The sequence below is a fragment of the Streptomyces sp. NBC_01317 genome (assembly GCF_035961655.1).
GTDB lineage: Bacteria > Actinomycetota > Actinomycetes > Streptomycetales > Streptomycetaceae > Streptomyces.
In genome coordinates this window covers 5,514,200-5,536,274 of record NZ_CP108393.1, presented here as the reverse complement: position 1 = coordinate 5,536,274, position 22,075 = coordinate 5,514,200, and the positions used below count along the sequence as shown (strand labels likewise).

Below are 22,075 nucleotides of genomic sequence, written 5' to 3'. Positions count from 1 at the left end.
GCAACGGACTTGGACTTGGAGGTGGCGGCCAGATGGCTCTCGACCCGAACGGCACCGTCGTCATGCGGTGGAGTCGGCATCCGCGATGTGTGGGGCTGGCGCGGCTGGAATTGCGGAAGGCTCTGGTCGGGTGGGGGCTGTCCGCCTTGGAGGACTCCGCCGTGCTCGTTCTCTCCGAGCTGCTCACCAACGCCGCGCGGCACGCGCGGGTTTCGCCGGGGCGGGAGATCGAGACCCGGTTCTTCGGCACGCCAGGGGGTCTGCGGATCGAGGTGCACGACGCTTCCTCCGACAAGCCCGAGCAGCGGACGGAAGATCTTGATGCCATCGGCGGGCGCGGGCTCGTGCTGGTTGCCGCGCTGGCGGACGCTTGGGGCGTCAGTGACCGGCTCGGGCCGGGGAAGCTCGTGTGGGCCGAACTCGCGCCCCCGCCGGAGAGTTGAGCCAACCAACGCGGATCACACGGCGAACCCCCTCGCCAGCGTCGCGTCCACGCGCGTGAAGTGTCCGCCGTCCTTCTTGAGCGCGCCCCCGATGATCGCCCCGTCGGCCCCCGCCCGGGTCGCCGCGATACCGGCGGGGCCGACCCGGCCGCCCACGACCAGCGGCGTGTCCGGCAGCGCTTCCCGGATACGGGCGATGGCGTCCAGCGCGTCGGGCACTCCGGAGTCCTTGGTGACGACAAGAACGTCGGCGGCGCCGAACTTGACGGCCTCCACAGCGGCCCACACGTCGTCGGCGCCCCTGGCCAGCGGCAGGCTCGTCGCCTCGTTCACGTCGGCCCAGATCCGGACGTCGGCGCCGAGCCGGGCCCGTAGCTCGGCTGTGGCCAGGCCGCAGCCGGCCATGATCCCGTCCGGGCCCACCGCCGCGCCGGTGAGCAGCTTCACCCGGATGAACGGCGCCCCCACGGCGTAGGCGACGGCGAGGGCGCCGGGACCGTCGTTGTGCGCGACGTTGACGCCCAGCGGCAGCGGGCTCGCGGCGCTCACCTCGGTGGCGACGCGCGTCATGATCGCGATGGTGGAAGGGGCGACCGTCGTCTGGGCGGGTACGTCGCAGGCGTTCTGGATCATGAGATGGGTAAAACCGGCGTCGGTGAGGGTGACCGCGTCGGCGACGGCCTGGTCGATGATCTCCGACAGCGGTGTCCCCCGGTAGTTGGGGATGCCGGGCAGCGGGGGGAGATGGACCATCCCCACCAGCCGGAAGGCGGGTGTCTCGGTCATGGGTCTGTCCTCTCGGTGAGAAGAAGGGCGGTTCTGTTACGTGCCGGGTGAGCCTCGGAGCCGTACAGAAAAAATCACCCTCGGGGCTGTACGGCGCGCCGCGCGGCGCGCCCCGCCCGGATCGCGGCGACCACCTCGGACGGATGGTCCACCACCGTGACGTGGGCCAGGTCCTCGGGCCCGACGATCAGGTTCTCGGCGATCGCCGCCAGCAACGCGCGCCAGGCGGGGCCGACCGCGACCACGGGGGGAGCCGCGGGCTCGGTCTGGAGGGCGGACCACACCACGGTGGTTTCCGCGAGCGTCCCGATGCCACCGTCGAGGGCGACGATCGCGTCGCAGCCCAGCAGATGGCCGAGACGCTCGGGATAGCCGTCGGACCAGCGGTGTTCGGTGGTCCACCGGTTCGGTACGAGGTCGGTCCAGCCCCGCATCGGAAGACCGACGACCCGCCCGCCCGCGTCGGCCGCGCCGCGCGAGACCTCGGCCATCAGGCCGCCGTAGCCACCGGTGAGCAGCGTCCACCCCTGCCCGGCCACCTGGGCCCCGACCTCCCGGGCCGTCGCGCACCGGGGGTCGTCACCGGTCAGCCGTGCCGAGCCCAGGACACCGACGGAAAACCCGCTATCCGGAGACGAGTTGGTAGCCACGGACGCCCTTCTTCTCCGACAGGGTGATGAGCGCGCCACGCAGCACGCCCTCGGAGTACTCGCTGCCGGGGTTGATGGAGCGGGTACGTCCGAAGCGGGCCTCGCCGCGCGATTCGTGGATGTGGCCGTGCAGTCCGAGCAGCGGCTCGTACTCCTCCAAGGCCTCCCGGACCGCGGAGGAGCCGACTCCGGTGATCACCGGGCTGCCCGACTTCATGACCGGGCGGAACTCCTCGTCCAGCGCCATGGCCTGGTCGATCATGGTGTCCTTCGGCGGGACGTGGAGATTGAAGATGCACCGCGACATGTCCGGCACGGCCGCCGCCTGGTGGTCGATCAGCTGGCGCAGCTTGTCCTCGGGCAGCTCGCGGGGCGAGTCCCAGGGGGTCGGATTGGAGTAGCCGACGCTGACCAGGGTGTAGCCCTGCTCCAGCTCGACCATGGTCCGGTCGGGGTTGATCACCCGCGCGGAGGTGCCGAGCAACTCGTCCACGAAGAACGGGTCGTCGTTGCCGGGGGCGAGCAGGCAGGTGATGCCGGTGCCGTCGAGCCGCTCCTCGGCCAGCTCCAGCCAGGACCGCAGGGTGGCGTGCATGACCTCCCGGAACTTGGCGTCCACCAGCTCGGGCCGGTCGCGGAACGTGGCGATCTCGTCCGGGGTCGTCTCGTAGACGTAGTAGCCGGCGTCCGCTATCTGCTTGCGCAGGGCGGGCAGTTCCCCGGCCTCGACCTCGCGGCGGCGGCCGAACAGGAAGCTCTCGTAGCGGCCCTGGCCCGCCTCCACCACAGGGACCAGCATCTTGCCGGTGATGTCGCCGCCCATCAGCAGGATCTCGGCGCCGTAGAACTTCCCGGCGTTGAGGAACTTGCGGAAACAGCGCTCCGACCCGTGGATGTCGGTGGCGAAGAAGAGTTTGGTGTCCTTAGCGCGTGACAATGGTCTGCCCTACTTCCTCGGGGAGTTCGTACCAGGAGACCCGTCGTCCGATCTTCGAACGGGTCTTCCACTTCAGGGACTTCGGGGCGGCTTCGAGCCCGCCGCGCAGCCGGAGGACCCGTTCGGCGACGCGGTCGGCGAGGACCGGTTCGAGCAGTTCACGGGCCACGTCCGGGATCCGGTCCAGGTTGTCGGTGAGTGTCGTGTACCAGCCCCAGTCCCCCGAGGTGATCCGGATCAGACGGCCCAGCTCGATGGCGTCGACCCCGTCGGAGCCGTCGACCACGTCGTGGGTGAGCAGCAGCGTCACGGCGTCGATCAGGTCCTTGCGGTTGATCTGCACCACCTGGAGTTTGGTGAGCAGCAGATCGGACGGGAAGAGCGTGCGGTCACCGGTGTCGAGCCGGTCGGCGAGCGCCACACCGTGGCACATGTCGAAGCGGCCGACGAACACGTCGATCTGGCGGTCGTTGGGCTCGTCGTAGAAGAGCATCCGCTTGTCGCCGCGCAGGTTGTTGAACCGCTTGTTCGGCGTGTAGCCCAGTTCCTCCATCGCCGTACGGAACGGGGCGGACCGGTGGGGAGGGATGACGAGGTCGATGTCGCCGTAGGAGCGGGAGAGGCTTTCGGGCATCGCGGTGTGACGGTGCTCGGCGATGGCCAGGCCGCCGAGCAGGCGGGCGACGCAGCCGCGTTCCGCGAGGCCGTCGATCAGCCGTACCGCCTCGGCTTCGATGTCGGATTCGGGTACGTCGGTCATGCCGGTTCTCCGATCGTGGCGCGGTGAATGGTGTCGTAGTGTTCGGCCTTGACCTCCTCGGAACCGAAGTTGTAGCTGCGCTTGCCCAGCGTGTCGGCCAGGTGGAAGCCGATCAGGCTCAGCGGCAGCGCGGCCAGCAGCGGGGTGAACTCCTCGGGCAGGCCCGGCGCGAGGGGCAGCAGGTGCGCGGGATGGGCGGGCTCCCGGTCGGAGACCAGGATCGGACGGCCGCCGATGAAGTCGATCTCGGCGATGATCTCTTCGGCCCGGTCGTAGCCCGCGCCGTCGGGGGCGACCAGCACGACCGGTGTGCCGGGGGTGGTGACGAAGTACTCCTCGTGCGCCCACTCCTCCGTGTTCGTCGAGACACCCATGATCTGCGGTCCCTCGAAGAGCTTCGCGGCACCGAACCGCGCGCCGGCTTCGTTCGGTCCGGCGCCGAGGAAGGTCACCCAGGGCTGGTCGCGCAGCATCAGCGCGACCTGTCTGGCCGGCTCGGCGTTGGCCTTCAGCGTCGAGCGGGCGAGTTCCGGGCCGGTCTCCAGCACCGCGCGCGCCGCCGAGGTGTCCCGGCCGCGCGCCGTACCCCAGCGGAGGGCGAGGTCCAGCAGGGTGGTGACCATGCCCAGGTACGTGCTGGTGCCCGGCGAGAAGCCGAGCGTCGGCACGTCGATCGGCAGCAGGTGCTGGGCCGCGCGGGCGAGCGCGCCCTCGGGGTTGTTGGTGAGCGCGATAGTGAGGTGGCCGAAGCGTTCGGCCTGCACCAGGGCCTCTGTCGTACGCCCGACCTTGCCCGAGAACGAGACGCCGAGGACGGCCGACCGGGGCGGCAGATACCGTACGCGATAACGGGCCAGGTCCAGGGCGTGCACGCCCTCGGCGGCCACCCCGGCGTGCTTGGCGAAGGCGAGCGCGGTGGCGGATCCGGCGAAGGCCGAATCGCCGCAGCCGGTGAGGTACAGGTGCTCGATGCCGTGTTCCACCAGCAGGTCCGCGATGGCCTGGACGGCGCCGTCCGCGTCGCGCAGGTGGTCCTCGATCACCTCGGGCACGGTGTCGATCTCGTCCATCATGACGGAGATCTCGTACGGCTCCGGGTCCTGGGCCGCTGTGGCCCCGTTCTCGGCCGACGCATCCCCGTCCTCGGCCGGCGTATCACCGCCGTGGTCGAGGCGGCGGTCCGACCCTGCCGGGTCGAGACGCCGCGCCGCCTCGGCCGGGTCGGTGTCGGCCAGCGTCATCGAGCCGAACGACGTCACCGCGAAACTGGCGGAGGCGCACCCCCGCCGGACGGCGGCGAGCAGGGACTCGCCCCCGCCCAGACCGGCCGCCAGGCCACCGCAGAACGCGTCGCCCGCGCCGGTAGGGTCGACGGCTTCCACCGGGTGGGCGGGGACGAGGACCGGGTCCTCGCCGAGGCGGCAGGCCAGCGCCCCGGCGGCGCCGAGCTTGACCACCACGTCGCGCACTCCGTGGGTCCGCAGGTCGGCCACCGCCCGTTCGGGGTCGTCGTATCCGGCCAGGTCCGCCAACTCCTCGCGGCTCGGCACGAAGACATCCACCCGTGCCGCCAGTGCCAGCACGTCCGCGCGCGGCTCGTGCGCCCACCCCTCATGGGTGTCGAGGGTGATGACGGCGCCCGGCGCCTGTGCGCGGACCGCGTCCACGAGCGCCGCCGACGCCGGCAGCGGCATCGCGGCGATGTGGACGACCGGCGCCGGGTCGGCCGTGAGCCACCGGACCGGCAGGTCACCAGGCCGTACGGCGACCTCGCGGGAGCGCTCGGCGGGGGTGCGGTACACCCACTCGCGCGAGCCGTCCTCGCCGTAGAGCACCCAACTGCGCACGGTCGGGCCGGGGATGGGGACCACCCCGGCGGTGTCGATGCCCAGCGCGTCGAGCCGGGCGAGGTGTTCGGCGGGGAAGTCCTCTCCCCGGCGGGTGACGACACCGACCGGCACCTGCCACAGCCGCGCCCCGGCGGCGCTGTAGACCGCGTTGCCGCCCGGACTCGCCATGCTGGTGCGTCCGTCCGGGAGGACGACGTCATCGATGGTCAGGTTGCCGACGATGACGACCTGCGGTGTGACGACTTTCGGTGTCTCGGTCAGCTCGTTCATTGTTTCTTCCTCCACGGTGGGTGCCTCCTTCGGCCGGGTGGTGCGGGTGGGATCCCTTCGGCGGGACCCCACCCGTGGGATCACTCCGGGGATCACTTCGGGGGATCACTCCGTGGCATCACTCCGGGGGGATCTCACGGAACACCAGGCCGAGGTCGACGCCCCTGCGGCGGTTCAGCAGCAGCGCGGCGAAGTACCAGATCACGCCGGACACGACCACGCCGACCATGAAGTACAGCGACAGGGCGCGGGTGACGCCGAAGGTGGAGTTGATGGAGTCGTTGAAGATGAACGCCATCAGGAGGGTGCCCAGGGCCAGGACGCCACCGGCGCCGGCGAGCGTGATCAGCGGAACTCCGAGGACGCGCTTGCCGCCGGCCGACTCCCACACGTCCCGCAGCCGCCAGGGGAAGACGATGCCGGCGATCGACACCACGATGAACGCCGCGATCTGGGCGAGCAGCGCGCCGAGGAGTGTGGCGTTGGCGACGTTGGTCAGCAGTATCAGGGCCAGGATGCCGGTGACCGTACAGAACGCGATCGCCTTGACCGGAGTGCGGAACCGCTCGCTGACCTCGCCCAGTTGATGCGGCACGGTGCGGTCGAGCGACCAGGCCAGCATGTAGCGCGTGGCCTGCATCGCCGACAGGGGCGTACCCATGACGGCCCAGATGACGAACGCGATGCCCATCAGCGCCAGCAGGAAGATGTTGTGGGTGAGCAGCGCGGCCAGGAAGTTGAATCCGGGGGGCAGGCCACCGGGCAGGCCGAGCTTGTCGGGCTGGTTGTTCGCGAGGTAGCCGAGGCTGCCGAGCCACTTGGCCGAGACGTTCGAGGTGAGCAGCCAGGTGATGAACGCCAGGACCGCGCCGTTGGCGAACACGCCGCCGACCATCGCGAGGTACTGGCTGCGCGAGGCCCGCTTGATCTCGCCGCCGATCTGCGCCGAGCCCTGCGCGTAGCCGACCACGAAGAACACCCAGGGAAGCATCAGCAGCGTCTGCGACAGGCTGAATCCGCCCGACGCGTGGTAGCCGGCCTGTGCGGCGGCGGACTCGATCTGGTCGAACTTCAGACCGCCGGACCGGTCGGCGAAGCTGTCCCAGCCGGACGGGATGTGACCGCCGCGCAGGAGCAGCAGACCGACCGAGACCAGCAGACCGACACCGGCGACGAGGAACAGCACCTTCTGGAGCCGCCAGTACGCCTGGCCGCCCGTGACGAGCATGACGCCGAAGCCGACCGTGATGACCGCGCCCAGCAGGATGACCCACCACTGGGTGTGGATGCCCAGGAAGTCCTGTTTGGAGAGCAGTTCGTTGCTCATGTCGGCCCAGACCTGCTGGCCGGTGACGACGCTGATGGTGGTGAGGGCGACGGGCACCGCGAAGGTGAGGGCGAACCAGGCGTTGAAGCCGATCCAGAAGAAGATCATCCAGAGCCCCTGGCTCCAGGAGAGCAGGAAACCGACGATCGGGTGCAGTGTGCGGCTGACGAAGACGTAGTCACCGCCGGAGCGGGGCATCGCTGCGGAGAACTCCGCGTACACCCACAGCAGCGTGACGGCCATGAGTATGGTGCCCAGGATCACCGCGGTGAGTATGTTGCCGCGCGGGAAGGCGGTCTGTGCCTGAAGGAACAGGAAGACCGCGCCGACGGCGACGTTCATGCCGAGCGTGTTCATGATGACGGCGTCGAACAGCGACACCTCACGGATCAGCCCGGTGGACTTACGGACGAACACTCCTGCGGCGGCCTCGGCCTCGTTGGTCGGCAGAGTCTTTCTGGTTGACGCCACAACTCCTCCTTGCTGGCGTACCGCGAGAGCGGTACGGGGGACGCGCGAGCGGTACGGGGGGACCGGGGGGACGGGGGGGGACGCGAGAAGCGGTACGGGGGCGCGCGAGCGGTGCTGGGGACGCGCGTTGATCAGTCTTCGACCGGCCCGATGAGCCGGACGACGGAGTCGTCGCGGCGATGGCTGTCGATCTGGAACCGGAACCGTGAGGGGTGGTACAGCACCCGCGAGTACTCGGTGGGAACGCCGTTCTGGTCCGCCGTGACGGCGACGACCTCCAGCACCATCGAGCGCCGGGGCAGTCCGAGTACGACGCTGTCCGGCGCGGTCAGCTCCGCGGCACCGACGAGATTGCGGGCCGACACCATCTCGACGCCGAAGTCCTGGGAGAGACGCTGATAGAGCGAACCGGACAGATCGGTGCCGGCCAGCGCGCCGAACCGCCCCGCGTCCAGGTACGCGTTCAGCAGAGCGATCGGCTCCCCGTCCAGCGTCGCGAGACGGCGCACGTGCAGCATCCCCCTCGGCAGGCCGCCCAGCGCGTCGGTGACGTTCTCCTCCGCCTCGACCACCGACGCGCCGAGCACCGAGAGGCTCCAGGGCCGCCCGGTCTCCCGCAGCAGGTCCGAGAAGCTCGAAAGGCTCGACAACTGCTCGTCGACCTTCTGCTCGCAGACGAACGTCCCCCGGCCACGCGAACGTGCCAGGTAGCCCTCGGCCACCAGCGCCAGGATCGCCTGGCGCACCGGGGCGAGACTGACGCCCAGCGTCTTCGCGAGATCGCGCTCCTGCTGGATGCGCTCCCCGGCGGCGAGACGTCCGTCGTGGATCTGCTCTTTGATCGCCGCTGCGACTTGGTGGTACAGCGGCGTCGGGGAGTCCCGGTCCACAGTGATCTCAAGTGGCCGAAACCCGCTCGCTATGGTGACTGGCGATTCCATGGCCGGAACTCTACAAAGTTATAAACTTCTGTCAACGCTCTCGACCGAACTGGTTTTGGCGGCCGGGCCGCGCATGGGATGCCCCTCGCCACCGCCCCGACCTGGTGCTATCTGGAGCGGCTGCGTCACGCCACCAGTCATCGCGCTTCCGCGCGGCACGTCCGACGGCCCGTCGGATAAATCCGACGGGCCGTCATATGAAGCTGATACTGCGTCAGGAGCTTCTACTGACAGTCGACTTCGGCTGCCGCTCCAAATGCGTCAGTGGTTACGGGGGAAGCCCAGGTCCACGCCATCCGGGGCCTCGGACGGGTCCGGCCAGCGGGTCGTGACGACCTTGCCGCGTGTGTAGAAGTGCACGCCGTCGTTGCCGTAGATGTGGTGGTCGCCGAAGAGGGAGTCCTTCCAGCCGCCGAAGGAGTGGTAGCCCACCGGCACCGGGATCGGCACGTTCACGCCGACCATGCCGGCCTCGACCTCCAGCTGGAAGCGGCGGGCGGCGCCTCCGTCGCGGGTGAAGATCGCCGTGCCGTTGCCGAACGGCGACGCGTTGATCAGGGCGATGCCTTCCTCGTACGTCTCCGCGCGGAGCACCACCAGCACCGGGCCGAAGATCTCGTCGCGGTACGCGTCCGAGTCGGTGGAGACCTTGTCGAGGAGGGACAGGCCGATCCAGTGGCCGTCCTCGAAGCCCTCGACCGTGTGGCCCGTACCGTCCAGGACGACCTCCGCGCCCTGGGCCGCCGCGCCCGTGACGTACGAGGCGACCTTGTCGCGGTGGGCCTTGGTGATCAGCGGGCCCATCTCGGAGGCGGGGTCGTTGCCGGGGCCGATGACGATCTTCTCGGCGCGTTCGCGGATCTTGTCGACCAGTTCGTCGCCGATCGCGCCGACCGCCACGACCGCCGAGATGGCCATGCAGCGCTCACCGGCGGAGCCGTACGCCGCCGAGACCGCCGCGTCCGCCGCCGCGTCCAGGTCGGCGTCCGGCAGGACCAGCATGTGGTTCTTGGCGCCGCCGAGGGCCTGGACCCGCTTGTGGTTCGCCGAGGCCGTCGTGTGGATGTGCCGGGCGATCGGCGTGGACCCCACGAAGGAGACCGCCGCGATGTCCGGGTGGGCCAACAGCGCCTCCACCGCGACCCGGTCGCCGTGCACCACGTTCAGCACGCCGTCGGGCAGCCCGGCCTCCGAGGCCAGCTCCGCCAGGAGGTTGGCGGCGGACGGGTCCTTCTCGCTGGGCTTGAGGACGAAGGTGTTGCCGCAGGCGACGGCCAGCGGGAACATCCACATCGGCACCATCGCAGGGAAGTTGAACGGCGTGATGCCCGCGACCACACCCAGCGACTGGCGGATCGAGGAGACATCGACCCGGCTGGAGACCTGGGTGGACAGCTCGCCCTTGAGCTGCGTGGTGATCCCGCAGGCCAGCTCCACGATCTCCAGGCCGCGCGCGACCTCGCCGAGCGCGTCGGAGTGCACCTTGCCGTGCTCGGCGGTGATCAGCGCGGCGAGGTCGTCGCGGTGGGCGTCGAGGAGGGCGCGGTAGCGGAAGAGGATGCCCGTCCGCTGGGAGAGGGACGACGTGCCCCAGGTCGCGTACGCGGCCTTCGCGACGGCGACCGCCGCGTCCACCTCCTCGGTGGAGGCCAGCGCGACCTGGGTGGTGACGGCTCCGGTCGCCGGGTCCGTGACGGGACCCCAGTTGCCCGAGGCGCCCTCGACGGTCTTGCCACCGATCCAGTGGTGGACGGTCTTCATTGCGTTACTCCCTCAGAAATCGCGCTCACAGGACGCGCCCACGGATCGCGGCTACGGATCGTGCTCACAGATGGTGGCGCCGGGCCCGGGTGTGCCGGTCGTACTCCTCACGGGCCTTGACCGCCGCCGCGCGGGTCGCGGTCTCCGCCACGGGAACATCCCACCACGCCTGGGCCGGTGGCACGCCCGACACTGTGTCTGCGGTTTCGGTCTCCACGTAGACACATGTGGGGCCCTCGGCCGCGCGCGCCTCCGCGAGTGCTTCGCGCAGGTCACGGACGGTCTTGGCGCGGATCACCCGCATCCCGAGCGAGGCCGCGTTGGCGGCCAGGTCGACGGGGAGCGGGGCGCCGGTGAAGGTGTCGTCCCCGGCCCGGAAGCGGTACGCCGTACCGAACCTCTCCGCGCCGACCGACTCGGAGAGGCCGCCGATCGAGGCGTACCCGTGGTTCTGGACCAGGACCACCTTGAGGGGCAGCCGCTCCTGCACGGCCGTGACGATCTCGGTCGGGTTCATCAGGTACGTTCCGTCCCCGACCAGCGCCCAGACGGGCCGTCCTGGCGCGGCGAGCTGGACGCCGATGGCCGCCGGGATCTCGTATCCCATGCAGGAATAGCCGTACTCGACGTGGTACTGGTCCCGGGAACGGGCCCGCCACAGCTTGTGCAGGTCGCCGGGGAGCGAACCGGCCGCGTTGATGACGATGTCCTCGTCCGTCACCAGCGCGTCCAGCGCGCCGAGAACCTGGGCCTGGGTGGGCCGGGTCAGCTCCTCGTCGGTGGACAGGGCGGCGTCGACGCGGTGTTCCCAACGCTCCTTGTCCTCCCCGTACTCCACGGCGTAGGCGGGGTCGACCCGGTGGCCGGCGAGACCTGCGGTCAGCCCTTCCAGTGCCGTACGGGCATCCGCCACCAGCGGGTCCGCCGCCAGCTTGTGGGCGTCGAAGCCGGTGACGTTGATGTTGAGGAAACGGACGTCGGGGTGCGCGAACAGGGTGGCGGACGCCGTCGAGAAGTCCGACCAGCGCGTGCCGACCCCGATCACCAGGTCGGCGGTCCTGGCGAGTTCGTCGGCGGTGGCGGTCCCGGTGTGGCCGATGCCGCCGACATCGCTGGGGTGGTCGAAGCGCAGGGAGCCCTTGCCCGCCTGGGTGGAGGCGACGGGCACCCCGGTCGCGTCGGCGAACGCGGCCAGGGCGTCCTCCGCGCGGCTGTGGTGGACCCCGCCGCCCGCGACGAGCAGCGGACGGCGCGCTTCCCGTACGAGCCGGACCGCCTCGGCCAGTTCGTACGGATCGGGCGCCTGGCGGCGCACGCGCCAGACGCGCTCGGCGAAGAACTCCTCCGGCCAGTCGAACGCCTCCGCCTGTACGTCCTGCGGCAGCGCGAGCGTGACCGCGCCGGTCTCGGCCGGGTCGCTGAGGACGCGCATCGCGGCGAGCGCGGCCGGGATCAGCGCCTCGGGGCGGCTGACGCGGTCGAAGTAGCGGGAGACGGGCCGCAGGGCGTCGTTGACGGTGACGTCGCCCGCGAAGGGGGCTTCGAGCTGTTGGAGGACGGGGTCGGCGGGACGGGTGGCGAAGGTGTCGCCGGGGAGCAGCAACACGGGCAGGCGGTTGATGGTGGCGAGGGCGGCGCCGGTGACGAGGTTGGTGGCGCCGGGGCCGATGGAGGTGGTCACGGCGTGCGCGGAGAGGCGGTTGCTCTGGCGGGCATACCCCACCGCGGCGTGCACCATGGCCTGTTCGTTTCGTCCCTGCAAGTACCTCATGTCCCCGCCGGACTCGACAAGGGCTTGGCCGATACCCGCCACGTTGCCGTGCCCGAAGATGCCCCAGGTGGCAGGGATCAGCCGCTGCCGGTGGCCGTCCCGCTCGCTGTACTGGCGGGCGAGGAACGTGATCAGCGCTTGGGCGACGGTGAGACGGCGCGTGCTCATCGGGGGTCCTCCTCGGCTCGGTCTCCGGCGGCGGTGGCGCGGAGTTCGGTGGCCTGCGGCGCGGCGGTGGCTTCGTACAGCGGCAGGCGCGGGTCCACAGGCCGGCCGGGCCAGGTGTCCCGGATCCAGCCGTGGTCGGGGTGGTCCCGGATCAGCCACTCCCGGGACTCCCCCGGGCCCGCCATCACGTTGAGGTAGTACATGTCCCGGCCGGGCGCGGCGATGGACGGGCCGTGCCAGCCGTCGGGGATGAGGACGGTGTCGCCCGTACGGACCTCGGCGAGGACGTCCGTACCACCGGGACGGGAGGGCGAGACGCGGTGGTAGCCGAGGGCGTCGGTGCCGCGGCTTCCGCCGCCCTCACCCCCCGAGTCGATCTCGAAGTAGTAGATCTCCTCCAGCTCGGACTCGACGCCGGGCGTGTGCTCGTCGTGCTTGTGCGGCGGGTAGGACGACCAGTTGCCGCCCGGCGTGAGCACCTCGACCGCGATGAGCCGGTCGCACTCGAAGACGCCGGCGGCGGCGAAGTTGTTGACCTGGCGCGAGCAGTTGCCCGCGCCGCGCAGCTCGACCGGAACCTCCGGCGCGGGGCCGTAGCGAGCGGGGAGTCGTCGCTCGCACTTCGCTCCTGCCAGGGCGAAGCGGCCTCCCGCACCGGAGGCGATCTGCGCATGGGCATCGCGCGGTACGTACGCGAAGTCGGTGACCCCGCCGAACACGCTTTCCCTGCCCAGCAGTTCAAAAAACTCGCCCTCCGTGTGCACCGTACAACCGCCGGTGAGCGGAAGCACGATCCATTCACTGTCCCCCGTGGCGAGCGTGTGGGAACCGCCCGGGGGCAACTCCAGGACACGCAGGGCGCTGTGGGCCCAGCCGGCCCGCTCGGGGCCGATGTCCAGGGCGTAGGGGCCGCGTGCCGAACCGCCCGCCCGCACATGGCGGTCGGACGACCGGTCGTGATGGTTCGTCATGGGGTGTCCGTACCCTCCTAGAGCAGTCCGACAGCGGTGTCGACCGCCGCGGCCACGTCACCGTCGACCGGATAGAGCAGCGAGCGGCCCACCACCAGGCCCTGCACGGTGGGCAGTTGCAGCGCCTTGCGCCACTTCTCGTACGCGCCCTCCTGGTCGTCGCCGATCTCACCGCCCAGCAGGACCGCCGGGAGCGTCGAGGTCTCCATCACCCGGGCCATATCGTCCGGGTCCTGGGTAACGGGAAGCTTCAGCCAGGTGTACGCGGAGGTACCGCCGAGTCCCGAGGCGATGGCTATCGAGCGCGTCACTGCTTCGGCGGACAGGTCCGTACGGAGCCGGCCGTTCTCGCGGCGGCAGATGAACGGCTCGACGAAGACGGGGAGCCGGCGCTCGGCCATCGCGTCGACGGCGCGGGCGGCGGAGTGGAGGGTGTCGACCGACGCGCTGTCCTGGTAGTCGATACGGAGCAGCAGCTTGCCGGCGTCGAAGCCGGAGCGGGCCAGATCCTCGGGGCGGTGCCCGGTGAAGCGGTCGTCCAGCTCGAAGGCGGCGCCGGCGAGGCCGCCGCGGTTCATCGAGCCGATGACGACCCGGTCCTCCAGGGCGCCGAGGAGCAGCAGGTCGTCCAGGATGTCGGCGGTGGCCAGGACGCCGTCCACGCCGGGGCGGGAGAGGGCCAGGCAGAGCCGCTCCAGCAGGTCGGCGCGGTTGGCCATGGCGAGGCGGCGGTCACCGACGGCGAGGGCGCCCCGGGCGGGGTGGTCGGCGGCGATGATCATCAGCCGGCCCGTGGAGCGGATCAGGGGGCGCCTGACCCGCCGGGCGGCGGCCTCGGCGACGGCTTCGGGGTGGTGGGTGCGCAGCCGGACCAGCTCCGACACGTCGACGCGGGTCATGAGGCGTCCCTTTCGGGCTCGGCCGGCATCGGTCCGCCGGCGAGGACCTGGGTGACCTCGCTGTCGTACGGCATGGCGGACGAACAGGCGAGGCGGCCGGCGACGATCGCGCCCGCGGCGTTCGCGTATCTCATGGTGTGCTCCAGATCCCAGCCGGCCAGCAGGCCGTGGCAGAGGGCGCCGCCGAACGCGTCGCCGGCACCGAGTCCGTTGACCACATCGACGGGGACGGGGGGTACTTCGGCGGTGGCGCCGTCGCGGTGGACGGCGAGGACGCCCTTGGGGCCCTGTTTGACGACGGCCAGCTCGACACCGGCGGCGAGCAGCGCGCGTGCGGCGGCGTACGGTTCGCGCTCCCCTACGGCCACCTCGCACTCGTCCAGGTTGCCGACGGCCACGGTGGCGTGGCGCAGCGCCCGCGCGTAGACCTCCCGGGCGGCGGCCTGGTCCGGGCCCGGCTCCCTGTCCTCGTTCCGCCCAGGGCCCGGCTCTCCGCCCTCCGGCCAGAACATCGGCCGCCAGTCGAGGTCGAAGACGGTGATCCCGCCCCGGGCGCGTGCCTCCAGCGCCGTGAGGGTGGCCGTACGGCTGGGCTCCGCACACAGGCCGGTGCCGGTCATCCAGAAGATCCGGGCGGACCTGATGGCGTCCAGGTCCAGTTCGTGCGGGTGGATCTCCAGGTCGGGGGCCTTGGGCTGCCGGTAGAAGTAGAGCGGGAAGTGGTCCGGCGGGAAGATCTCGCAGAAGGTGACCGGGGTCGGGTACCGGTCGACCGGCGTCACCCAGCGGTCGTCCACCGCGAACTCCCCGAGGGCCTGGTGGAGATAGTCCCCGAAGGCGTCCCGGCCGGTGCGGGTGATGACGGCGGTACGGCGGCCCAGGCGCGCGGAGGCGACGGCCACGTTGGTCGCGGAGCCGCCCAGGAACTTCCCGAAGGTGTCCACCTGGGCCAGCGGGACCCCGGTCCGCAGGGGATAGAGGTCGACCCCGATCCGCCCCATGGCGATGACGTCGTACGGCTCGTACGGCTCGGGCATATGTGTTCCTCCGGTCTCGGCCACCCCAGGTGTAGTGCTCCGCCCCGCGCCCTGTCAATGTTTTGTCCTGACATTCGGACGAAGGCTTGACACTCTTTCCGAATGGCCGGAAAGCTGACCGTTATGACTTCATCCGTACCCCCACTGAACCGCATCCGCGTCGGGTCGGCCCCCGATTCGTGGGGGGTGTGGTTTCCCGACGACCCGCGACAGGTGCCCTGGCGGCGTTTCCTCGACGAGGTGTCCGAGGCCGGCTACGAGTGGATCGAGCTCGGTCCGTACGGCTATCTGCCGACCGATCCCGACCGGTTGGGCGAGGAGACCGCGAAGCGCGGGCTGAAGGTCTCGGCCGGGACGGTCTTCACCGGGCTGCACCACGGCCCCTCGGTCTGGGAGAAGACCTGGGAACACGTTTCGGACATCGCGGCGCTCACCCGGGCGATGGGCGCCGACCATCTGGTGGTCATCCCGGCCTTCTGGCGCGACGACAAGACCGGTGAGGTGCTGGAGGACCGGACCCTCACCCCGGCGCAGTGGCGCGACCTGACGACGCAGACCGAACGCCTGGGCCGGGAGGTGCGGGACCGTTACGGCCTGCGGATCGTCGTCCACCCGCACGCCGACACCCACGTCGACACCGAGGAGAACGTCAACCGCTTCCTGGACTCCACCGACCCGGAACTCGTCTCGCTCTGCCTGGACACCGGGCACTACGCCTACTGCGGCGGCGACAGCGTCAAGCTGATCGAGACGTACGGCGAACGCATCGGCTACCTGCACCTCAAGCAGGTGGACCCGGAGATCCTCGCCGAGGTCGTGGCACACGAGGTGCCGTTCGGGCCGGCCGTCGGGCGGGGCGTCATGTGCGAACCGCCCGCCGGTATCCCCGCGCTGGAGCCGGTGCTGGCGGCGGCGGGGCGGCTGGACGTCGACCTCTTCGCGATCGTCGAGCAGGACATGTACCCCTGCCCGCCGGACAAGCCCTTCCCCATCGCCACCCGCACCCGGCGCTTCCTGCGGAGCTGCGGGGTCTGAGCACGGCACCACAGCGACGCCTCCGGGCGTCCATGACCGCTCGGGCGATCATGTGCCGTATGTGTCACAAGAATCCCCTTTCTGTCACACATATCTCCATTACGCGGGTCTTCCGTCACAGGGGGGCGACAGACCCAGTCTCCTCATCACTCTCCGTCGTTCATCGGGCACAGGCTGAGTGATCGCCAGCGTCTCTGCCGCAGCTCCCCCGACGGCCCCACAGGCCGCCCCTGCGGCGGACGCAAGGAGGTGCCACTGATGACGGACAAAGGACTCTGGTCGTACAAGGAGATCGCGGCGCACATCCGGGTGCAGCCGGACACCGTCCGCTCGTACCGGAAACACGGGCTGCTCCCGCCGCCCGACCATGTGGAGAACGGCAAGCCCTACTGGTACGCGGACACCGTCCGCACCTGGGTGGCCAACCGGCCCGGCAACAGAGGGTCCAGATGATCCTGACGCGCCGGACCTGACGGGCCGACAACACAGACAAAGGGGGCGATGACCCGGCCGGGCCCCGTACCGCTCATCGGTACGGGGCCCGGCCGGGTCTCATACGCCCGCCGTGTCCCGTTCCCGTACGGGCGGCTGCCCGCCGTCCCGCGTGTCCGTCACCGGCTCCCCCGCCCCCTCGCCCTCGCTGAGGCCGAAGCGGTCGTGGAAGCGGCGCAGCGGCCCCGGTGCCCACCAGGTCGCCCTGCCCGTCAGTTTCATCACCGCGGGGACGAGGAGGCTGCGCACCACCATCGCGTCCATGATCACGGCGAGGGCTATCCCGAGGCCCAGCATCTTCGTGTTGGTGACCCGGGAGGTGCCTATGGCCACCATCACCACCGCGAGGATCACGGCCGCCGCGGTGATCAGCCCGCCGGTGCGCCGCAGACCGAAGGCCACCGCCCGGTCGTGGTCGCCGCTCCGGTCGTACTCCTCCTTGATCCGGGAGAGCAGGAACACCCCGTAGTCCATGGAGAGTCCGAAGGCGATGCAGAACATCAGGACCGGCAGGGTCGTGTCGATGTCCCCGGTCGGGGTGAAGCCGAGCAGTCCCGAGAGATGGCCGTCCTGGAAGACCCAGACCACCGCGCCGAACATCGCCGTCAGGCTCAGCGCGTTGAGCACCACCGCCTGGACCGGGATCAGCACACTGCCGGTGAGGAGGAAGACCAGCACCAGGGTCACCACCACGATGATGGCCAGCGCCCAGGGAAGCTGGTCCGCTATCGCGCCCTTGGAGTCGACCAGCGTGGCGGCCGGACCGGTCACCGAGGTGCCGAACGGCGCGGGCACCGCGCGGAGATCGGTGACGAGGTGCTGGGCCGCCTCCCCGATCGCCTCACCCCGGGAACTGACGGTGAAGTACGCGTGTGTCCCCGAGGTCACCGGGCCGTCGACCCGCAGCACCCCCGGCAGGGCCGCCGCCCGGTCGCGGTAGTCGGCGTACGCGGCCGGCGTGGCGGCCCCCTCCGCCACCACGTACAGCGCGCCGCTGGGGCCGGCCGGGAAGCTGCGCCCCATCTCCTCCTGGACCACCCGGGTCTCGGCGGTCGTGGGCAGCTGGCGGTAGTCGGACGAGCCGAACGTGACGCCCAGGAAGGGCAGTCCGAGCAGGACCAGACCGGCGGTGGTGGCCATGGCGAAGAGCGGGGCCCGCCGCATCACCAGCGCCGCCGTACGCCCCCATCCCGAGGCCTCCTCGGCCGCTGCGGCCTTCGCGGCGGCTGCGGGCCGCCCGGCCGCCGACGCCGTACCCGCGGGGGCCGTGGCGGGCTTGCGTCCGCGCCGGCGCAACAGCTTCCGCAGGTCCAGTGCGTTCACCCGGTGTCCCAGCAGCATCAGCGTGGCCGGAAGCAGGACGAGCGCCGCGACGGCCGCCAGCAGCACCACCGCGATTCCCGCGTAGGCGAAGGACCGCAGGAAGAACTGCGGGAAGACGAGCAGCGCGGCCAGCGAGGCCGCCACGGTCAGCGCGGAGAACAGCACCGTCCGCCCCGCCGTACGCATCGTGGTGCCCACGGCCTCGCGCACCTCCGCCCCCGCCGCCAGCTCCTCGCGGAACCGGCGTACGACGAACAGCGCGTAGTCGACGGCCAGTCCGAGGCCCAGCGCCGTGGTCAGGTTCTGTGCGAAGACCGAGACGTCCGTCAGCTCCGTGATCCCGCGCAGCACCGCGTTCGTCCCCAGGATGGCGACGATGCCGAGACCCAGCGGAAGCAGCGCGGCGACCGCGCTGCCGAACACCATCACCAGCAGCACCAGCGTGACCGGCAGGGCGATCAACTCGGCCCGCAGCAAGTCGTCCTGGATCAGGGTCTGCATCTCGTGCTGCACGGCCACGGGCCCGCCGAGCGAGACCGTCAGGAGCCCGCGCGACCCCTCGTATGAGGGCGCTATGCGGTCCAGCACCTCGGCCGCGGTCTTCTCGTCGCCCTCGATCCTGGCCGCGACCAGCGCCTGCCGTCCGTCCTTGGCGCGCAGCGCGGAGGCACCCGCCTGCCAGTACGAGCCGACTCCCGTGATCCCCCGTTCGGCCGCCAGCCGGTCCGTGAGCTTCCGGGCCTCCGCGGCGACGGCGGGGTCGTCGACGCTCCGGGTCCCGCTGTCGACGAGCAGGAGCAGATTCGGCTGGGAGGCGGGGAACTCCCGCTCCAGCGCCTTCGTCGCGTAGCTCGACTCCGCGTTCGGGTCCTGCCAGCCGCCGCTCGCCAGCCGGTCGCCGACCCCGCTCCCCGCGACCACGGCCAGCGCCGTGACGACCAGGGCCAGCAGCAGGGTCAGGCGTGGACGCGCCGTGACGAACCTGGTCCAGCCACCGCGGCGCGGCTCGCTGTTGACATCGGACATGGTGCGGTGTCCCCTTCACCGTGACCCAAAGTAAGGGTCGGACAGCGCCATAGAATGGCAAATACGAGTCGTCGCTCGCATTGATCCAAGAATGCGAGCGCCCACTCGCGTTTGTCAACCCGATCAGGAGAGCTGGGGATAACCGTGCAGGAGGCGAAGAGGAGCGGCGGCGCACCGGCGGCCGGGGAGGGCGCCGGCGCGGGCGCGGGAGCCGCGGACGGAGCCGACGCGGGAACGGAGAAACCGCGCCGCCGGCAGGCCCGTGGCGAGCGGCGCATCGCCCAGCTGCTCGACGCGGCGGCCAACGTCTTCTGCACCACCGGCTACACCGCCGCGAGCACCAACTCCATCGCCCGGGAGGCCGGCGTCTCGCCCGGCACGCTCTACCAGTTCTTCCCGAACAAGGAAGCCATCGCCGTCGAGCTGGGCGACCAGTTGCTGCGGCGCTGGCGCGAGACGTACGGCCAGGCATTCCTGCCCGCGCACCTGAACCTGCCGCTGGACGAGCTGCTGGACGCCGTCCTCGACCCGCTCATCGAGTTCAACCAGGCGAACCCGGCCTTCGCCGTACTGATCCAGGGCTCCGAGATCCCGGGCCACGAGACGTTGCGGCACGAGAAGCTCCACGGCGGCCTGATGGAACGGACCGAGGAGATCCTGGCCGGGTACCTGCCGGACGCGCCGCCGGCCGACATCACCAGGACCGCGAACACGATCTTCGCCGTCTTCAAGGCCGGACTCGGACTGATCCTCACTCACGAGGGCGCCGAGCGCGACGCGTACACGAAGGAGCTGAAAACCGTCCTCCACCGCTACCTGAGCCCGCTCGTGGGCGAGGCGGGCTGCTGAGCCGACACCGGACGGATCGGGCGGGGCGGCGGGGCGCGGGTGCCGCGCGAGGGTGACCCCCGGCTTCGCTTTCATACCCCCTAGGGGTAAAGTTCGAAGAGTCGGGGCGTCATGGGAGAGGCGTCACGCGTTTCCCGCGATCCCCCGGCGCACCCCGAAGCGGGTACCGATGCTCTCGAATGCTCTCGAAGAGGAGAACGCCATGACCACCGAGACGACGACCGAGTCGACCGAGGCCTCCGGCGGAGTCACCACCGTCTACCAGGTCAAGGGCATGAGCTGCGGCCATTGCGAAGGTGCCGTCTCCGGTGAGATCTCCACGATCGAGGGCGTCACGTCCGTCCAGGCCACGGCCGCCACCGGCCAGGTGACAGTCGTGTCCGAATCGGTACTGGACGAGAGCGCCGTACGCGCCGCCGTGGACGAGGCGGGATACGAGCTGGTCGAACACGTCTGACCGTCGACAGTCACATAATCGTAGGTCTGGGTGTGGGTTGAACCCTTGTTTCCGTGGTTTCCGACCTCGATGGCCTGTAGCTCTACATGTGAGCCACAAGACCTTCACAAAGAGATCTAGATCACATAGATTGAGGGGTAACCATTCGGGCAGCTCGCGTGTCTTAGAAGGCGATGCCGGAGAACGTCTTGGGGGACGTTCGAAGGCATGTCATGGGACGTCTTGGGGGACGTTCCGGACAGGCGCGATCGACCGGGGCACGTGCACCGCGGGGAGCTTTGAGCGGCCCTCCCGTACGTACGTACCCCGGTCAGAGCGCAGCGAGAAGCCCGCTGTTGGTTTCAGCAGACGCCCGGTCCGGATCCCGTGGGGGGAATCCGCATCCGGGGATATGGAGAGCGCCCCGCTCGCCGACCCGTGGGGGGATCGGCGGCGGGGCGCTTTTCGCTGTCCGCAGGCCTGTCTTGCGGGCCTGTCCTGCGGGCCTGTCCGCGGGCCTCCTGGGAAGCCCGCGGCGCCCGCGAGGGTCAGCGGCCCTCGACCGGGACGAAGTCGCGCAGGACCTCGCCGGTGTAGATCTGGCGCGGGCGGCCGATGCGGGATCCCGGCTCCTTGATCATCTCGTGCCACTGGGCGATCCAGCCGGGCAGCCGGCCGATCGCGAAGAGCACGGTGAACATCTCGGTCGGGAAGCCCATGGCCCGGTAGATCAGGCCGGTGTAGAAGTCCACGTTCGGGTAGAGCTTGCGCTCGACGAAGTACTCGTCGGCCAGCGCGTGCTCCTCCAGCTTGAGCGCGATGTCGAGCAGCTCGTCGGACTTGCCGAGCGCCGACAGGACGTCGTGCGCCGCCGCCTTGATGATCTTCGCCCGGGGGTCGAAGTTCTTGTAGACGCGGTGCCCGAAGCCCATGAGCTTCACGCCGTCTTCCTTGTTCTTCACCTTGCGGATGAAGGAGTCGACGTCGCCGCCGGCCGCCTGGATACCTTCGAGCATCTCCAGGACGGAGGCGTTGGCACCGCCGTGCAGCGGGCCCCACAGGGCGCTGATGCCCGCGGAGATCGAGGCGAACATGTTCGCCTGCGAGGAGCCGACCAGACGCACGGTGGACGTCGAACAGTTCTGCTCGTGGTCCGCGTGCAGGATGAAGAGCTTGTCGAGCGCGGCGACCACGACCGGGTCCGGCACGTACTCCTGCGCGGGGACGGAGAACGTCATGCGCAGGAAGTTCTCGACGTACCCGAGGTCGTTGCGCGGGTAGACGAAGGGGTGGCCGATCGACTTCTTGTACGCGTACGCCGCGATCGTCGGAAGCTTGGCGAGCAGCCGGATCGTCGAGAGGTGGCGCTGCTTCTCGTCGAACGGGTTGTGACTGTCCTGGTAGAACGTCGACAGCGCGCTGACCACGGAGGACAGCATCGCCATCGGGTGCGCGTCGCGCGGGAAGCCGTCGTAGAAACGCTTGACGTCCTCGTGCAGCAGCGTGTGCTGGGTGATCTCGTTCTTGAACGAGGCCAGCTGGTCGACGGTCGGAAGCTCGCCGTTGATCAGCAGGTACGCCACCTCGACGAAGCTGGACCGCTCGGCCAGCTGTTCGATGGGGTAACCGCGATAACGGAGGATGCCTTCCTCGCCGTCGAGGTAGGTGATCCCGGACTTGTAGGCGGCGGTGTTGCCGTACCCGCTGTCCAGTGTCACCAGGCCGGTCTGAGCACGGAGCTTTCCGATGTCGAAGCCCGAATCGCCGACGGTGCTGTTGATCACCGGATAGGTGTACTCGCCGTCGCCGTACCGCAGTACTACCGCGTCGTTCGCGTCGTTGTCGCGTTTCTCGCTCACGTCATCCCTCACC

Annotated in this window: 19 protein-coding genes; 5 read left to right on the top strand and 14 right to left on the bottom strand. The window is 70.2% G+C overall.

Annotation, left to right across the window (positions count from 1 at the left end; all coding sequences use genetic code 11):
• Positions 1-32: 32 nt before the first annotated feature.
• Entirely contained in the window at positions 33-443 is a 411-nt protein-coding gene (locus OG349_RS24055) for an ATP-binding protein (RefSeq protein ID WP_327236571.1), read from the top strand.
• A gap of 15 nt (positions 444-458) precedes the next feature.
• Here OG349_RS24055 and OG349_RS24050 read toward each other — a convergent pair whose 3' ends face one another.
• From OG349_RS24050 to iolC, 12 genes are all read right to left on the bottom strand, one after another.
• Entirely contained in the window at positions 459-1,229 is a 771-nt protein-coding gene (locus OG349_RS24050) for a BtpA/SgcQ family protein (RefSeq protein WP_327236570.1), read from the bottom strand.
• Positions 1,230-1,303: 74 nt separating this feature from the next.
• Positions 1,304-1,879 carry an LOG family protein gene (locus tag OG349_RS24045; protein ID WP_327236569.1) on the bottom strand — a complete coding sequence of 192 codons (576 nt, stop codon included), beginning with the start codon at positions 1,877-1,879 and terminating at the stop codon, positions 1,304-1,306.
• Positions 1,854-2,816, bottom strand: coding sequence for a metallophosphoesterase family protein (locus tag OG349_RS24040; RefSeq protein WP_327236568.1), 963 nt, complete (start codon positions 2,814-2,816; stop codon positions 1,854-1,856). The genes OG349_RS24045 and OG349_RS24040 overlap by 26 nt, the downstream gene beginning before the upstream one ends.
• The gene (locus OG349_RS24035) at positions 2,803-3,576 is read right to left on the bottom strand and encodes a nucleotidyltransferase family protein (RefSeq protein ID WP_327236567.1); all 774 of its coding nucleotides are present in this window, start codon (positions 3,574-3,576) and stop codon (positions 2,803-2,805) included. The genes OG349_RS24040 and OG349_RS24035 overlap by 14 nt, the downstream gene beginning before the upstream one ends.
• On the bottom strand, positions 3,573-5,696 hold the full coding sequence (locus OG349_RS24030) for a PfkB family carbohydrate kinase (RefSeq protein ID WP_327236566.1): 2,124 nt from the start codon (positions 5,694-5,696) through the stop codon (positions 3,573-3,575). Before OG349_RS24030 ends, OG349_RS24035 begins: the two co-directional genes overlap by 4 nt.
• Positions 5,697-5,814: 118 nt before the next feature.
• Positions 5,815-7,494, bottom strand: coding sequence for an APC family permease (locus OG349_RS24025; RefSeq protein WP_327236565.1), 1,680 nt, complete (start codon positions 7,492-7,494; stop codon positions 5,815-5,817).
• Between the two features lie 131 nt (positions 7,495-7,625).
• Complete coding sequence (locus OG349_RS24020) at positions 7,626-8,435, bottom strand: GntR family transcriptional regulator (protein ID WP_327236564.1); 810 nt, start codon at positions 8,433-8,435, stop codon at positions 7,626-7,628.
• Between the two features lie 261 nt (positions 8,436-8,696).
• On the bottom strand, positions 8,697-10,196 hold the full coding sequence (locus OG349_RS24015) for a CoA-acylating methylmalonate-semialdehyde dehydrogenase (protein ID WP_327236563.1): 1,500 nt from the start codon (positions 10,194-10,196) through the stop codon (positions 8,697-8,699).
• A 64-nt stretch (positions 10,197-10,260) separates the two neighbouring features.
• Positions 10,261-12,135: a 3D-(3,5/4)-trihydroxycyclohexane-1,2-dione acylhydrolase (decyclizing) gene (gene iolD / locus OG349_RS24010; protein ID WP_327236562.1), complete on the bottom strand. Its 1,875-nt coding sequence runs from the start codon at positions 12,133-12,135 to the stop codon at positions 10,261-10,263.
• Positions 12,132-13,106 (bottom strand): 5-deoxy-glucuronate isomerase, encoded by a 975-nt coding sequence (gene iolB / locus OG349_RS24005; RefSeq protein WP_327236561.1) that lies wholly within the window; start codon positions 13,104-13,106, stop codon positions 12,132-12,134. Before iolB ends, iolD begins: the two co-directional genes overlap by 4 nt.
• Positions 13,107-13,123: 17 nt before the next feature.
• Positions 13,124-14,005 (bottom strand): Cgl0159 family (beta/alpha)8-fold protein, encoded by an 882-nt coding sequence (locus tag OG349_RS24000; protein WP_327236560.1) that lies wholly within the window; start codon positions 14,003-14,005, stop codon positions 13,124-13,126.
• On the bottom strand, positions 14,002-15,042 hold the full coding sequence (gene iolC / locus OG349_RS23995; RefSeq protein WP_327236559.1) for a 5-dehydro-2-deoxygluconokinase: 1,041 nt from the start codon (positions 15,040-15,042) through the stop codon (positions 14,002-14,004). The genes OG349_RS24000 and iolC overlap by 4 nt, the downstream gene beginning before the upstream one ends.
• A gap of 123 nt (positions 15,043-15,165) precedes the next feature.
• Between iolC and OG349_RS23990 the strand changes: the two genes are divergently transcribed.
• Together OG349_RS23990 and OG349_RS23985 are read left to right on the top strand one after the other, a co-directional pair.
• Positions 15,166-16,077, top strand: a complete 912-nt coding sequence (locus OG349_RS23990) for a sugar phosphate isomerase/epimerase family protein (protein WP_327236558.1) — start codon at positions 15,166-15,168, stop codon at positions 16,075-16,077.
• A gap of 258 nt (positions 16,078-16,335) precedes the next feature.
• A complete protein-coding gene (locus OG349_RS23985) occupies positions 16,336-16,530 on the top strand; it encodes a helix-turn-helix transcriptional regulator (RefSeq protein ID WP_161307998.1) in 195 nt (64 codons plus the stop codon).
• Positions 16,531-16,629: 99 nt separating this feature from the next.
• Here OG349_RS23985 and OG349_RS23980 read toward each other — a convergent pair whose 3' ends face one another.
• Positions 16,630-18,918 carry an MMPL family transporter gene (locus OG349_RS23980; RefSeq protein ID WP_327236557.1) on the bottom strand — a complete coding sequence of 763 codons (2,289 nt, stop codon included), beginning with the start codon at positions 18,916-18,918 and terminating at the stop codon, positions 16,630-16,632.
• Positions 18,919-19,062: 144 nt separating this feature from the next.
• Between OG349_RS23980 and OG349_RS23975 the strand changes: the two genes are divergently transcribed.
• Positions 19,063-19,767, top strand: a complete 705-nt coding sequence (locus OG349_RS23975; RefSeq protein ID WP_327236556.1) for a TetR/AcrR family transcriptional regulator — start codon at positions 19,063-19,065, stop codon at positions 19,765-19,767.
• Between the two features lie 202 nt (positions 19,768-19,969).
• Positions 19,970-20,224, top strand: coding sequence for a heavy-metal-associated domain-containing protein (locus OG349_RS23970; RefSeq protein WP_327236555.1), 255 nt, complete (start codon positions 19,970-19,972; stop codon positions 20,222-20,224).
• Between the two features lie 527 nt (positions 20,225-20,751).
• Here OG349_RS23970 and OG349_RS23965 read toward each other — a convergent pair.
• Positions 20,752-22,074 carry a citrate synthase gene (locus OG349_RS23965; RefSeq protein ID WP_161309812.1) on the bottom strand — a complete coding sequence of 441 codons (1,323 nt, stop codon included), beginning with the start codon at positions 22,072-22,074 and terminating at the stop codon, positions 20,752-20,754.
• Position 22,075: the final 1 nt, after the last annotated feature.